This window comes from Corynebacterium canis (genome assembly GCF_030408595.1).
In the GTDB taxonomy this organism is placed as follows: domain Bacteria; phylum Actinomycetota; class Actinomycetes; order Mycobacteriales; family Mycobacteriaceae; genus Corynebacterium; species Corynebacterium canis.
In genome coordinates, this window is sequence record NZ_CP047080.1 from 627,570 (window position 1) to 642,122 (window position 14,553).

General features: G+C 64.3%; 6 protein-coding genes. 4 read left to right on the forward strand and 2 right to left on the reverse strand.

All coding sequences use genetic code 11. From position 1 onward, the window contains the following. Position 1: 1 nt before the first annotated feature. Positions 2-988, reverse strand: a complete 987-nt coding sequence (locus tag CCANI_RS02790) for an ABC transporter substrate-binding protein (protein ID WP_186750155.1) — start codon at positions 986-988, stop codon at positions 2-4. Continuing rightward, positions 985-1,641, reverse strand: coding sequence for a GNAT family N-acetyltransferase (locus CCANI_RS02795; RefSeq protein WP_146323919.1), 657 nt, complete (start codon positions 1,639-1,641; stop codon positions 985-987). Before CCANI_RS02795 ends, CCANI_RS02790 begins: the two co-directional genes overlap by 4 nt. Positions 1,642-1,695: 54 nt before the next feature. Here CCANI_RS02795 and CCANI_RS02800 point away from each other — a divergent pair, with 54 nt between their 5' ends. Genes CCANI_RS02800 through CCANI_RS02815 form a run of 4 tightly spaced genes read left to right on the forward strand, consistent with a single transcriptional unit; the run spans position 1,696 to position 14,528 of the window. Continuing rightward, positions 1,696-8,217 carry a non-ribosomal peptide synthetase gene (locus CCANI_RS02800; RefSeq protein WP_186750153.1) on the forward strand — a complete coding sequence of 2,174 codons (6,522 nt, stop codon included), beginning with the start codon at positions 1,696-1,698 and terminating at the stop codon, positions 8,215-8,217. Between the two features lie 3 nt (positions 8,218-8,220). Continuing rightward, positions 8,221-12,435, forward strand: coding sequence for an AMP-binding protein (locus tag CCANI_RS02805; protein WP_146323917.1), 4,215 nt, complete (start codon positions 8,221-8,223; stop codon positions 12,433-12,435). Positions 12,436-12,438: 3 nt separating this feature from the next. Further along, on the forward strand, positions 12,439-13,752 hold the full coding sequence (locus CCANI_RS02810; protein WP_146323916.1) for a SidA/IucD/PvdA family monooxygenase: 1,314 nt from the start codon (positions 12,439-12,441) through the stop codon (positions 13,750-13,752). Between the two features lie 26 nt (positions 13,753-13,778). Further along, a complete protein-coding gene (locus CCANI_RS02815; RefSeq protein ID WP_146323915.1) occupies positions 13,779-14,528 on the forward strand; it encodes an MTB12 C-terminal domain-containing protein in 750 nt (249 codons plus the stop codon). The last annotated feature ends 25 nt before the right edge of the window (positions 14,529-14,553 follow it).

The window sequence follows — 14,553 nt, forward strand, 5'->3', positions numbered from 1 at the left end:
CTTAGCGCACCTTCTTGAGCAGCGGCATGATGTGGTCGAGTGCGTAGGGGATGCTCAATACGGTGGGTACATTGAGCGCCGTGCCGGTGGCGAGGTCGATGAATTGCACCTGGTCCTTGCGTACGGAGGTGAGCTCGGAGAAACCGGGGATGGCTTCAAAGGTCTCGCGGAGCTTTTCCTCCTGCAGCACAATGATCAGAGCGTCGGAATCCAGCTCTGCGATATCGGCTACGGGGATTTCAAAGCGCCCGCTCCCGCCTGCGCGCGTGACCTGATTCTCGGGGAATGCCATGCCGAAATCGAGGAAGATTTCGCTCGCGCCATCCGAAGGGTCGGCCTGAACGGCGATCGAGGTTTCCTTATAGAAGTACACCATCGAAAGCGTTTTGCCCTTTAGGTTCTTCAAGGCGGCCGCATCGTCGGCAAGCCTGCCTTCGAGGTCGGCGATTGCGCGGTTAGCGGCGTCCGGTATCCGCAAAATTTGGCCCACAACGGTGAGCGGATCCTGCCAGCGGCCGATCTGTGCCGTACTCACATCGGGGATGGTGGGGGCGATCGCGGCAAAGCTCTCATAGGTCTGCGTGTCAGCGGCAAAACCCGGGGCGAAAATCAGATCGGGTTTTAGGCGGCGAACGTGGTCTACAACCTTCTTGCCGTCCTCGACCGTGATCTCGGTAGCGCCTTCCAGCTGGCCTCGGGTCCACGGCGCTAAACCCCCGCCGGCGTCGTGCACGTTGTCGAAGAAACCAACGGGCTTTCCGCCTAAGGTTAGGAGCGCATCTGTCCATTGGTTACCCAAGGTGACAATGCGCTGCGGAACGCCCTTGATGGTGGTATCACCCATCGAATGGTGAATAAGTACGGTGCTGGAATCGGCGGCGGGTTCGCTTTTCGCGCAGCCCGCAAGCATGCTAACACCCAAAAGACCCGCGGCGGTTAAAAACCCGCGCCGATTGATCGCCCGCGAAGCCTGCGGTGTGGCGCTCATGAGTTCACCACCAAACGTTCCGGATTCACCACCGGGGTGTCGGCCTCGCTGCGGCATAAAACCAGCAGGTTAAACGTGCGATTCGGAAACTTATGTATGCCGCAATCAACTGCACCCGCCTTTAATGCCGTGGCGCGGGCGGCGGTATTGCGGTGGTCCGGGTCAAACACGATCCGGCAGCACTGCGGATAATCATTGGCTAATTGGCTAAAGAAGTGCATCAGCGTGGCCCGGGCATGCCCGTGGCCGCTATGAGCTGGGTCGCCAAAGCCGATGTGGATGCCAATATCATCCGGGCGGGCATCGTAGGTGGCGCCAATTACGTCGCGCCCGGGGCGGTATAGCTCAACGTAGGCGGCAGGCGCGCCGTCGATACGCAAAAGCAGCGGTATGGAATAGGTGCCGGCGTTTTGGGCGGCGATGCGTTCGCGCCACCACTGTTCAGTTTCCGCAAATTCCCACGTTGTGGCTAGGTGCGGGCGATTCATCCACTCTGCTACAAGCGCCGCCTCGGGGGAATTTTCCGCGATTCTCTCGCAGGAATAAGGCGGGGCGAGCTGGGGAATGGGGGGAGCGCCGGCGTCAATGAATTTTTTGGGTATATCGAGGACTTCGCGGGGGAGAGAAGGGGTGTTATTCATTTCGTTGCTCATGAGATCTTTCCACGGTCTTGACGAAGGTTAGCCTAGCCTACATTAATGGTAGGTATGGATTTGCAGCACACAAACAATGAGCAACTTCGTCATAAGCTTTTGACACAACGCGTCAAAGCGCTGCGCGCACAGGCAGAATTAGACGGGCAAAAACCCACCTCAATACAGCTAAACCCGGCTGTTCGGCGCATGTGGCAGGAGCAACAGCGCAACCTCGATGCAACCCACCTCAATGTTGGGGTAATCCTGCATCTTGATATCGATCTTAATGGCGAAAAGCTCACAAAGGCAGTCCACGCGGTCGCCCGCATACATCCGGCGCTGCACAGCACGTACCACCTTGATGAGCAAGGCGAGCTTAGCGTCCGCACCGATGCCAGCCTCCTGCCGCTGGTGGAAGAGCACACATTGGCCGAATACGCGGACCCAGAGGCGCGGAATCGTCGCCGCGAGGTGCTGGCCCGCAGGCTATCCGATACTCCGTTCGATCTCAGTGCCCAGGCGCCGCTGCGCGTCATGCTTATCCACGGCGGGGATGGGCAGGGCTGCGACCTAGTTATCTGCACGCACCACATCGCCTGGGACGATGATGCGTGGACGATCTTCCTCACCGACCTCGCCACCGCCTACGACCAAGGGGCACAGGCGCTGAGCGAGGCGGGCGTGAGACCGGACATGCTGTTTGTCCCCGCTGGCCGCGGCGCGACCCAGGAATATAACGAACGCGCACGCGATTATTGGCGCGGCCGGCTCCTGCCCCTGCCGGAACCGCTCGAATTGCCCGGATTGACAGGTGAGCCGGCCCACCCGCGTGATGCCCGCGAATTCCACCTTCCCGTGTCCGGCGCGGTGCTGGAAAATCTCGATCGCCTCGCGCAGGCGGCGCAGGCGTCCCGCTTCCAGGCTTTCTTGGCGTTGTGGGGCTATGTGCTTTCCCGCTACACGGGCAGCCGCGACATTGTGTTGGCGTGTCCCATCATTGACCCGGCGGGCGCGGGACAGCACGGCGCGATCGGCTATCGGGGCACCGTGTTGCCGGTGCGCGTCGCCGTGGATGAGGACGCTCCTTGCGCGGCGTTTGTGCGCGGCGTGGCTGCGGGCTTTATCGCCGATCTTGCGCACGGCGAAAACGGTTTGGAGAGCATTATTGCGTACCTGGTGGAGTCCGGCCTTGCGAGCGTGGTGACGGCCCGCGAGGTGCTTACCGTGGGGGCTTCCACCCGCGGTGACCTGCGCCGTTGCCCGCTGCCGGGCCATGCGACGCTGCTCCAGGCGAATACGGCGAGTTCGAACGCTGATTTGCTTATCGACGCCGTGCTCGCCGACGAAGGTGATACCCCCGCCGTGATCCTTCGCTACCGCTCCAGCGTTGTCGGCGATGCTGCCGTGGAAAACCTAGCGCGTTCCCTGGTCCAGGTTCTCGGCGGTGCGGGCGCGCAGGATCCGCTCGGCGCGGTCGAGGTGCTGACCCAGCAGCAAAGTGCCGCCATCGGTGAGCTGGAACGCGGGCCGGAAGAGCCCGTTTCCGAAACGACGCTGCCGGAGCAGATCGAACGCGCGATAAGCCGGTGGCCCGATACCACCGCCGTGGTTTCCGAACAGTTGCATGTTAGCTATACGGACTTCGGCCGGGTCACGCGCGAGCTTGCCAGGGAACTTCTGCGCGCGGGCGTGAAAACGGGGGATTTGGTGGCCGCGGTGTATAGCTCACCGGCGGACTTTTTCGCGGCCGCGACCGCCATCATGATGGCCGGTGGGGTGTATGTGCCGCTTGACCCGGCGGTGCCCGATGAGCGCTTGGCTTATCTTCTTGGCGATAGCGATCCCGCGCTTATCCTCACCGATAGCGCCCTTGAGCAGCGCCTTGTGGCCCTCGCGGGGGAGCGCACCGTCTGGGTTCGCGAGCGGATCATCGAGCGGCGGGCTGGGGAAGATGCGGGGCCGATCGCTGATGATGAGCGTAGCCGCCCGCTGCGCCCGGACGATCCCGCCTATGTTATCTACACCTCTGGTTCCACCGGTTTACCCAAGGGCGTGGTGGTGCCGCATCGCGCGGTGGTGGATTATCTCGTGTGGCTGGACCGCGACCACAATGTTGCTGGGGAAAGGCTATTGCAATTAGCATCGCCCTCCTTCGATGTGAGCATCGGCGAGTTCTTTGGCACGCTGACCAATGGGGCCACGCTTATTGTTCCGCGGCGCGAGGGGCTGAAAGATATTGCGTACCTGACTGGGCTGATTCACCAGCACCAAGTCACCTCGGTGCACGCCGTGCCCTCGCTGCTGGCAGCCTTGTTGATGACTCCGGCGGTGGCGTCCTGGACAAGTGTGCGTCGGCTACCCGTGGGCGGTGAGGCGTTTCCGGCCGAGGTTGCCCGCAAGCTGCTGGCGACGATCGATGTGGAGCTGTATAACTTCTACGGGCCCACGGAAACGACATTGGCCGCGATGCGCCACCGCGTGGATGGTTCGCAAACCTCGGGCACGCTGCCTATCGGTCGTCCCATGGGCAATACCACGATCCTGGTGTTAGACGAGCGTTTGCGCAGGGTGCCGCCGGGGGCGCCGGGCCAGATCTTTATCGGCGGGCCGCAATTAGCAAACGGGTATTTGAATCGACCGGAGGCGACGCAACAGGCGTTTATTGCCCATCCCTTTGCGGACGGTGAGCGGGTTTATGCCACGGGTGACCTGGGGCGCAGAAACGCGCACGGGGACATGGAATTTTTGGGCCGCATGGATGAACAGGTGAAAATCCGCGGCCTGCGGGTGGAGCTGGGCGAGATTTCGGCCGCATTGCGAGCCGTCGCCGGCGTGGCGCAAGCCGCGGCGGGCGTGGTGGAGCATCCGCAACGCGGCACGGTTCCCGTGGCGTGGCTGGTGGCAGAGCCCGAAGCCGACCAAGATTCTGATCGGGTGCGGCACACCGTGGCCATGCAGCTGCCGGATCATATGGTTCCGGTTGCCGTGATGTGGGTGCCGGAAATTCCGCTGATGGTCAGCGGGAAGATCGATCGGGACCGCCTGCCGCAACCGGATCTGGATCGGATCACGGTAGGCAGGCCGCCGCAGGGGGACACCGAGGTCTACGTGGCCGGGGTGTTCGCCGATGTCTTGGGGCGCGAACGCGTGGAAGACGCGCACGCATCGTTTTTTGATCTCGGCGGGCATTCGCTGCTGGCAACGCGCCTGATCAGCCGGGTTCGCAGGGAAACAGGCGTGGATGTTCCGGTTAAGGTGGCCTTTGAAAGCCCAACGATCCAGGGCCTTGCCCAATGGATAGACAGCCAGCGCGCCACCGCCACGCGCCGGGAGGAAACACCGGAACCGGCTGCGGAACACGCGGCGTTATCGCCGGCGCAGCGGCGCTTGTGGTTCTTGCACAGTTCCGGGGTGGCGGATTCCAGCTACGCCATTCCCTTAAGCGTTGAATTGCAAGGGCCCGTGGATCCCGGCGTGCTGGCGTTGGCGTTGCGCGATGTGATCGCACGCCACGAGTCGCTGCGCATCCGCTACCCAGTGGGGGCTGATGGGCAGCCGTGGCTGGAGGTCCTAGACCCGCCGCGTGCCGAAGAGGCCGTGCGTTATGTCGATGCCCGCAGCTGGGACGATGCGGCTGTAGAGCGGGCGGTGGCGCGTGGGTCGGCGCGGGAATTCGATCTCGCGGCCGCCGCACCGATAGCCGCCACCTTGTATCAGCGCGGCGAGGGCCGGTGGTTGCTGCTGGTGGTCATGCACCATATTTGCGTTGATGAGTGGTCGGTGCAGGTGATCTGGCGTGACCTGCGCGCGGCCTACCAGCACCGATTGGCGCACCGTGATTCGGCCACTTCGCTGCCGCAGGGGCCCGACTACCGCGAGGTGATCGCGCAAGCGGCACCGCCGGATGAATCGGCCACGGAATTTTGGCGCCAACAGCTGGCGGGGGTGGACGCTTCGGTCCCAGTGTTCGCCGATCGTCCGCGCAGCGCATCCCCGGATCAGCGGGGCGCGACGGTGCCCTGGGCGATTTCGGCCGACACCCGTGATGCGCTGCTGGCCACGGCGAAGGAGGTCGGCGCGACTGGGTTTATGGTGTTGGCCTGCGCATTGTCCACGCTCCTGCGCGATCATGGGGCGGGTGCGGACGTGACCGTGGGGGCCCCGGTGTCGGGGCGACGCCACCTAGATTCGCACGATTGCGTGGGGTTGTTTGTCAATACGATCGTGTTGCGCACCGATATGTCCGATCCGCTATCGTTCCGCCAGCGTCTGCGGCAGCTGGTCGGCATTGCTACCGCCGCCTATGAGCACGACGATGTGCCGTACGAGACGATCGTGGATGTGGCGGGCGTGGCGCGCTCGCCACTGTATCAGCCGCTGTTCCAAGCCTTTGTGGACCTGCACCCGCGCCAACCTGAACGATTTGCGCTCAGCGATGATATTGAGGTGATCCCGCGCGAGCATCACGATACCTCCGCGAAATTTGATCTGCTTCTCGACGCCCGCGATACCGACGCAGGCTGGCAGGGCACGCTGAACTACGCGAAGGCGTTGTACGATCGGGAAACCGCGGAAACATTGGTGCGTCGGTTGGTCCTGCTGCTGGAAAAGTGGGCGCATGATCCCGACCTCAGGGACGATCAGCGCAGCGTCCTCAGCGCGCAGGAATCGGCCGAGATCGAACGCTTTAGCCACGGCCAGCCATTCGAACATGCCCCCGGTACGGTGTGTGAGCTGCTTACCGCCTGTGAACACCCCGCGATGCCGGCGGTGACGTGCCGCGGTGAGACCACAACGTACGCATCGCTGCATGCGCGGGCCACGGCGATCGCCGTGTATTTGTCCAACTTGGGAATCGGTCCCGGCAGCTGCGTGGCGGTGGCGACCGATCGCGGCGTGGATGCCGTGGCAGCGCTGATCGCCGTGATGGACTTGGGCGCGGCGTACCTGCCCATTGATCTGCGCCTGCCGGAGCACCGTCTGCACCAGATTTTGGCCGACGCGACCCCCGATGTGGTGCTGGGGCACGAGCGGGCAGCAGCCGCCCTCGCTGGGCTGATTCCCGCATCAATACCGCTGGTCAATTGCGCGGACTCCAAGGTCGCGGAGGCGTTGCGCACGGCGAACCCGGCTGGGGCGTCGAGGCTTCGCGACGTCGTTAAGCATGCGCCACTGCCCACAGCCGAGGACCCCGCGTACATCGTGTATACCTCGGGCTCTACGGGCCGACCGAAGGGCGTGGTGGGGCCGCAGCGAGCACTGGCGGCCAGGGTGAGGTGGCAGCCCCTTGATTACCCCATCTCTGAACCCGACGTGCGGCTTGCGCAAGGGGCGCTCTCGTTTTTGGACGGCGTGATCGAGGTGATCGCCGGTGTTGTGGCGGGTGCGCAGCTGGTGATGGCCGACGATGCGCAAATGGTGGACGTGGAAGCCATCGCCGGGCTGCTGGAGGAATATCCGATCAGGCAGGTGACCGCGGTGGCCGGGGTGTCGGCGCTGCTGTGCAGGCTTGCCCCGCAGGCGGTGGCGCGCGTTGAGCGCTGGGTATGCAGCGGCGAGCCCTTGACGCAGGACGTGCTTGATCTGATTCAGGCAACGGCGCCGAATACGCAGGTAGTAAACGCCTATGGCACCACTGAATCGGCCGGTTCTATCGTGCGCACCACCCTGGAACCGGGGAGGTTGGTGTTGGGCCGCCCGGTGCGCGGCACGCAGCTTCAGCTGTGCGACGATTTCGGCCGCCCCACCCCGGTTGGCGTGATCGGGGAGCTGGTGGTCACCGGCCCGCAGGTGGCTACCGGCTATTTGCGCCGGCCGGAGCTGACTGAAGAGCGATTTAGCGGGCGGACGTACCGTACCGGGGACCGTGGGTTCTGGACCGCACAGGGCGAAATTCGTTTTGTGGGGCGTACGGATCATCAGGTGAAGATCCGCGGCCAGCGCGTGGAGCTGGGCGAAGTGGATGCGGCGATGCGCACTCTCGACGGTGTGGTTGCAGCGGCCGCGCGGGTGGCAACCACGGACCAGGGCGCGGGAATCTACGGCTATGTGGTACTTGCGTCAGACCAAGGCTGGGACGAGCTTGCCGCCATGGCGCAATTGCGCCAAATCCTGCCCTCGGCCGCGGTTCCGGTTTTGCTCACGGTGGTTCCGGTGTTGCCCACCACCCAGTCGGGGAAGATCGATCGGCTCGCGCTTCCCGAACCGCAGGCGGCCACGCGTGCGATGTCGGGGCGCGAACCGCGCACCGCCACCGAGAAGATCGTGGCGCAAGAAATGGCCGAGGTGTTGGGCCGCGAGCTCGGTTCGCTGGGGTGCGAGGATAATTTCTTCGACGCCGGCGGCGATAGCATTGCGGTGCTGCGGCTGCTCAATGCGCTCCGCGCGCAACTGGGGGTGGCTCCCGATGCATTGAACGTGCAGGACGTGTTCGCATCGCCGACGATTGCCACCCTGGCGGCCGAGATTGATCGCGTGACGGCGCAGCGCCCGCCGCAGGCTGCAGCGGTTGAGGTATCGGAAAGCGCCCCGATGTCGGCTTCGGGGCTTGCCGCCGATGAGTTGGCCGCGATCTTGGACGAGTTTGGGAGGTAGACCGTGGGCGCGTCTGATATTGCGGATATTATTGCGCTTTCGCCGCTGCAAAAAGGCCTGTATTCATTGGCTATGACCACCACTGGGGTTGACCCGTACGTGGTGGCGTGGAGCATTCGGCTCTCGGGTTCGGTGGATCCGGAGCGGTTGCGGCAGGCGTACGACCGGCTCGTGGACCGCCACCCGCACCTACGCGGATTGATTTGGGCGCGCGGTGCGGGCGAGCCGGTGCTGATTATCCCGGCCGCGGGGCACGGGGAGTGGTCAACGCTTGATTATCGTAAGCTGGATCGTCCGGCGGATGACCCAGCGGCGATCGCGGAAGCCTTGCTTGAAAAACTGTGGTTGCGGCGGTTTGACCTCGAGCAAGGCCCGCTGATTCGCGCGCAGCTCGTGCAGATCGCCGACGATGATTACCTGCTGCTGATGACGGCCCACCACTGCGCCGTTGATGGGTGGTCCATTCCGATCCTGTTCGCCGATTTTGTCACCGAGCTTTCCGGCGCGGGCTGGGGTGGTGAGGCGCCTAAGTTGCGCGACTATGCGGCCTGGCGGCTGTCCTGCGATACCGCCGCCGCGGCTTCGGCGTGGGAGAAGTATTTACACGATGCCGAACCCATGCCCAGGTTGGCGCCCCCGGCGGAATCCGCGGCATTGCCCGTTCCGGGTTACGCGAACGCAGGCGATGCAGGCAGCCGCGAAATCCACCGGCTTGCCCGCAGCCTCGGGGCAACCGTAGCCACGGTGTTGCAGGTGGCGTGGGCGCGGGTGTTGTCTTCCCTGACCGCGCGCGATGACGTTATCTTCCAGCAGACCTCCTCCGGGCGCGATGCCCCCGTCCCCGGCATTGAAAACATGGTGGGCGCGCTGATCACCACCACGCCCGTGCGCGTGAATACTGCCGCCGGAACGGTCAAAGATGTGATCGCGCAGGCGCAGCGTCACGCATTGGCCATGCTGCCGCACCACCACCTCGGGTTGGAAGGGGTTATCGCCGCGGCGGGAGATAGCGCCCAATCCGATAGCCTCTTTGTGTTTCAGAACGCACCCCGCGGCACGGTGGCGCACACCCACACATTGCCTGGGGGAATCGTGGTTCAGCCGCTATCCATGGGTTCGTTTACCCACTATCCCGTGGCGGTGGTGCCGTGGTTGGATGAGGGGATTGTGCATGTCAGCGTGGAGGTGCGCGCCGATTTAGTAGACGATATTGATCCAACGGCGATGGCCCAGCGCATCGTTGATACGGCACTTCGCATGGCAGCCCCGGACGCCGCCGACCGGCCATTAGCGTCGATCGAGTGCACCCGCCCAGCGGAAGAACGCGTCAATGGTGCCGGCGCACCGCAGCCTGGCGCGCGCGTGGATACGCAGTGGGCGCAGGTGTGCGCGCAATACCCGCAGCGCACAGCCGTGATCGATAGCAATCATGCGCTCAGCTACGCCCAAGCCGGGCGGTTCGTACACGCCCTTGCCGCAAGTCTGCGGGCCGAAGGGGCGACGGGGCACGCGGTGGGCATGATGCTACCGCGCGACTTTAGGGCGATCCTTGCCCCCTTCGCCCTGGCCGAGGCCGGGGCATTGTGCGTGCACATCGACCCGCACACACCCGCCGATCGCCTGCACAGTATCCTGCGGCAATCGGGGGCGGTCGCGGTGCTCGGGGAGGAAACCCCGTCCTGCCCGGTGCCCGTGCTGCACATCGCCGAAGACGGCACCATCGCTGGGCGCACCCTACCCGCTGACGGGCAGGAGTTTATCCCCGATGCCCTCGCCGAAGACGATCCCGCCTTCCACCCCGATGCGCTCTATGCGATCTTTACCTCCGGCACCACCGGCGAACCCAAGGGGGCGGTGTGCACCCACCGCGGGCTGTTTAACCTTTGGCGGCACCACGATGCGAATATCCATCGACCCACGGCCGCGCGCCTGGGCCGCCCCGTGCGCATCGGGCACCTGTGGTCAACCGGCTTCGATGCGTCCTGGCAACCTACCATCGGTTTGCTCGGCGGACACACCATTGTGCTGTGCGACGACGATACCCGCCGCGACCCCGAGGCGATCGTTGCCGCGATTCACGCCCACGGCATCGACGTGATGGAAACCTCACCCACCATGTTTCACCGGCTCCATGCGGCTGGGCTTGTCACCTCTACCGATACCGGGCAACGCGCCTGCCCCCTTGCCGTGTTGGGCCTTGGCGGGGAACCCATCGCAGCGGATACGTGGCGGCTGCTCGGCGCGCTCGACGGCACCGCCGTGTATAACTTCTATGGCCCCACGGAGGCAACCGTTGATGCGCTCAGCGCACCGCTTTCTGCCAGCGTGCACCCCGTGATCGGCCGCCCGCTTGACGGGATGAGCGCCGCGATTATCGATCACCGCAATCGCCCCACGCCCCCAGGCGGGAAAGGGGAGCTGGTGGTGTACGGCCCCCAGGTATTCGCGGGCTATATCGGGCGGAAGGAGCTTACAGAGCAGCGCCGCATCGTGGATGCACAAGGCAGCGTCGGCTACCGCACGGGTGATATCGCCAGCATCGATGCCCACGGCATGGTCCGCTTGTGGGGCAGGGCCGATCGGCAGCTGAAAATCCACGGCAATCGCATCGAACCCGACGAGGTCGGAGCGGTGCTGCGCGGCCTGCCGGGCGTTACGGATGCCGCGGTGTGCGGCATTGAGGAGCAGGCGCATACCCGCCTTGCCGCCGTGGTGGTTGGCGACGTGGACATAAGGCAGCTGCGGCGACAGCTTCTCACGCGCCTGCCGCGCTATATGGTGCCCACCCGCTGGGCGCATCTCGAAGAGGTGCCGCGCACCCGCAACGATAAGGTCGATGAAGCCGCCATCGCCCGCCACGTGTCCAAAGCGTACGCGCCAGCGAGCACTGAGCACGAGCTTATCGACGCCGACCCCGTGCTCGCCGAGATTTACGGCACCGTCGCCGCGCAATTGCCGCAGCAACGTATCCGGGTAGATGATGATTTCCTCGACCTTGGGCTGGATAGCATCGCGCTGATCGCCATTATTTCCGCGCTGCGCGGGCGCGGGTATGCCGTATCAACCCGCGCCGTGTTTGAGGCTCGCACGATCCGTGAGCTTGCTGTATTGCTCGCACAGGGGCACGAAGAGGCGGCCGGAGGGGATCAGGCGCCAGAATCCTGGAACCTGTCGGCGCTGGCGCGGGAAACGATCGCCCTGGGCGGATATGAAAAAATGTGCCAAATCCAGGTGCTGTCCATCCCCGCCGAGACCACCGCGGAAGGCATCGGCGCAGTCCTACGCAATGTGGTGCGCGCGCACCCAATCCTTGCAAGCGCGCTTATTGATGCGGAAGGCGCACCCAAATTGCAGCTGCCCGATCGGCGGCGCGAGCGGCTGCTCGATGCGGTCTATCCCACGATCATGGAGGCGGCGCGTGCGGCAGCGGCAAGCCTCGACCCACCGGGCGGGGTGATGTTCGTGGCAGCGCGGGCGAACAGCACGGAAGGGAACTACCTTGTGCTGTGCATCAGCCACTTGGTCGTGGACGCCGTGAGCTGGCAGTTCATCCTCGCGAATTGCGCGCGCGGCGCGGCAGGGGAGCCCATGATCGCCTCCGATGCCCAAGGTATGCCGGCCGATGGCAGCACTCCCGCAGCATTGCCGCAGACCTTTGGTCTTGCCAGCCAGTGCAGGCGAATCCAAGTGGATCTTGATCCCCGCGCCACCGCGGAGCTTATTGCCACATCTGATGTGGAATCGATCCTTGTCTCGGCGCTTTCCACGGTCGCCGAACGCGCTGGTTTCGGCAGCGTCGTGACCACGGAACGCCACGGGCGCGATGCCACCAATGCGGAAGCGGTGGGTTGGTTTACCCAAGAGATCCACCAGCAACCCGGTGCAACAGAGCTGGAGAACGCACCTTCACGCGGGCTTGTTCGCATGAATTACCTGGGGCGCATCGATGCGCTCACCGGCGCGCTCGACCAGCAGGATACCTGGACCGTGGTCCTCGACCGCGCGCTGATCGCCGATATCGCAGCGCTTTGCCCGGGGCAGGCACCTACGCGCTTTGCCCTGGATATCCAAGCGGCAATCCACACCCCCGCACCGGGACAGCCGCCGCAGCTAGCAGCGAGTATCGACGTCGCGCCCAACACCCGGCTGAACCACCATGACGCCGCCGCATTGGCGCAACGCTGGCTCGATACCGTGGCCGCACGAGCGAAAGGATAACCAATGGACAGTCACACAACGTACGCCGACCTCGCGGTCGTGGGTGCCGGGCCCAAAGGTATTGCCACCGCATTGCGCGCCGCCATGCTTACGGAATGCGATCGGCCGAGCTTGCGCGTGGTGCTCGTTGATAAGCACGGCGTGGGTGCCAACTGGACCGCCGCCGGCGGTTGGACCGACGGCAAACATCGCCTGGGTACCCCGCCAGAAAAGGACGTCGGATTCCCCTACGCCACGCCCGACCGCGACGTGGATAAGAAACTTTTGGCATACTCCTGGAACGCCCACCTCGCCGATATCGGGGCACTTGGCCAATGGATCGACCGCGGACGTATCGCCCCCACCCACAACCAATGGCAACGCTACCTCGCATGGGTGGCCGATCGCGCCGGGCTGACCGTTATCCAGGCGGAGGTTATCAAGGTGTCCACGGCGGGCACGTGCTGGGAGCTGAAAGCCACCGGGGAGCACCGCATCGTGGCGGACGCGCTGATGATCACAGGGCCCGGCCCCGGGGATACCGACCTGCCGGATAGCAGCGGGCGAGTGTTCGGGGTGCGGGATTTTTGGACCCGGCTGGTACACGGGGATCAGCTTCGCGGCAGCATCATGGTGGTCGGCGGCGGCGAAACCGCGGGCTCGATAGTCAATCAATTGCTTGATATGGATGTTGAGCGCATCGACCTTATCGCCCCCGGTGCGGCCGTGTTCTCCCGTGGGGAAGGGTATTTTGAGAACTCTTTGTATACCGATGCTGGCCAATGGCAAGAGTTACCCGCCGCACAACGGCGAGATTTGATCGAGCGCACTGACCGCGGCGTCGTCAGTCAACGTGTGCAACAGCGTATGGCCTCGGACATGCGCGTATTCCACCACAGCGGTCGCGTGCGGAACTGTACCCCAGGAAACGGAGACAGCGTGCGGGCCCATATGGTGACGGGAACGCTAGAGGCGAACATCGTTATCGACGCGCGCGGCGGCAACCCCCTGTGGTTTTTGGATCTCTTCGAGCCTTCCGCCCGCGATGTGATCGAGCTTGTTACCGGGTGGCCGGTCTGCGTGGAAAGCATCGAAAACGCGATCGATCGGGGGCTCGGGCTTGGCGGGTCTACGCCGCGCCTTGTCCTGCCGCAGCTTTCCGCCATGGCGCAAGGGCCGGGTTTTCCTAACCTCAGCTGCCTGGGAACCCTTGCAGACATGGTGATCGGCGGCGTGCTGGACCATAAGGCAGGAAAGCTGGCGCCGGGAGACGAACGGTTGATCCAAACATCGAAACCACCTAATCTTTTCAGTGTTAGGCAAGGCTGCCCTAATTAGATTGTGAGCAAAAGGGAGGACCTGAAATGACCACGGATACCAGCACAGCCCGCCGCGGCGGACGCACGGCGGGGGAGGTGAACTGGCCCACCGTGCTCACCGCGATGGGCTGTTCCGCGCTGATTTCCGCCGTGGTGATCGTTGGGGGCGCGTTCGGGATCCTGCGCTACAGCACGGACCTGGTGGCGCAATCGCAAGCAGCCCAGCGGCCCGTCGCGGAAATCACCCTAGGGGGCGCGACAACCGAACGCACGCAAACCGCAGGAGTTGCCGCGACGCCACGAGCTGCGGCTCCCGCCCAAAATACGCAGACTGCGGCGGTCGCTCCGGTGGCTCCGGCGGCTGGTGGCGGCGATGCTGGTGCTGCGGTGGCTCCCGTTGCGCAACCCGAGGCACCAGCCCCCGCAGCGGAGCCAGCAATTCCGCCCGGCATGGATGCCGCGCAGCTCCAGGGACATCTGGGCGCACTATTGCACCCGCACACCCCCGCCGGGGATATCGCCAGCAATCTCGAGGGCGGGGAAGCGGGTCTGCCCACCGTGAGCGCAATCGCCCAAGCGCTCGAGCTCTCCAAGGCCGTCTACAGCTGGAGCATTAAAGAAGGCTCCGTGTATGTGGACGGGTCCGCCATGCACGCCACATTGGTGACCACCCTTGTTGGTATGGGCAGCCGCGAACAACAGCTCACGTTTATTGCCATCGACGGGCGCTGGAAACTCAGCAACGCTAGCCTGTGCCAACTCGCCTCCAACGCACTAGCCCCATGCACCGTCTAAACCACGAAAAGGGGGACTCTTTTCG